Source organism: Hydrogenophaga sp. T2 (assembly GCF_049843535.1).
GTDB classification, from domain to species: Bacteria; Pseudomonadota; Gammaproteobacteria; order Burkholderiales; family Burkholderiaceae_C; genus Hydrogenophaga; species Hydrogenophaga crocea.
Genome location: NZ_JBBHZJ010000023.1, coordinates 1 through 862 on the forward strand (window position 1 = coordinate 1; position 862 = coordinate 862).

The following is an 862-nucleotide window of genomic DNA, read 5'->3' on the forward strand; positions in this document are numbered from 1 at the left end:
GCCAAGCAGTGGAAGGCCAAGACCGGCCAGGACGTGACCATCAAACAGTCCCACGGCGGCTCGGGCAAGCAGGCCCGCTCCATCATCGACGGCCTCGACGCCGACGTCGCCACCCTGGCCCTGGCCGGCGACACCGACGCCCTGCACACCAACGGCCAGTGGATCCCCAAGGACTGGCAGAAGCGCCTGCCGCACAACAGCTCGCCCTACACCTCCACCATCGTGCTGGCCGTGCGCCAGGGCAACCCCAAGAACATCAAGGACTGGGACGACCTCATCCGCCCCGACGTCAAGGTGATCACCCCCAACCCCAAGACCTCGGGCGGCGCGCGCTGGAACTACCTGGCCGCGTGGGAATACGCCAAGCGCAAGCTCGGCGGCGACGCCCAGGCCAAGGACTTCGTGGCCAAGCTCTACAACAACGTGCCCGTGCTCGACACCGGCGCGCGCGGCTCCACCATCACCTTCGCCCAGCGCAACCAGGGCGACGTGCTGATCGCCTGGGAGAACGAGGCCTACCTGCTCGAGAAAGAGTTCGGCACCAGGTTCGACTTCGTCTACCCCTCGCTGTCCATCCTGGCCGAGCCCGCGGTGACCGTGGTCGACAAGAACGTGGACAAGAAGGGCACGCGCGCCGTGGCCCAGGCCTACCTCGAGTACCTCTACACCGAAGAGGCGCAGGACATCATCGGCAAGAACTTCTACCGCCCGGTCTCGACCAAGGCCCAGGCCAAGTACGCCAAGCAGCTGCCCAAGCTCAACCTGTTCACCATCGACCAGGCCTTCGGCGGCTGGGACAAGGCGGCCAAGGCGCACTTCGCCGACGGCGCCTCGTTCGACCAGATCTACACCAAGAAGTAAG

The 862-nt window shown here is 66.0% G+C and carries 1 protein-coding gene; it reads left to right on the forward strand.

Features of this window, described 5'->3' with window-relative positions; translation table 11 throughout:
- Positions 1-861 (forward strand): sulfate ABC transporter substrate-binding protein (locus WDZ95_RS22235; RefSeq protein WP_425781709.1); only part of this gene is annotated, 861 nt, incomplete at its 5' end.
- Position 862 lies beyond the last annotated feature (1 nt).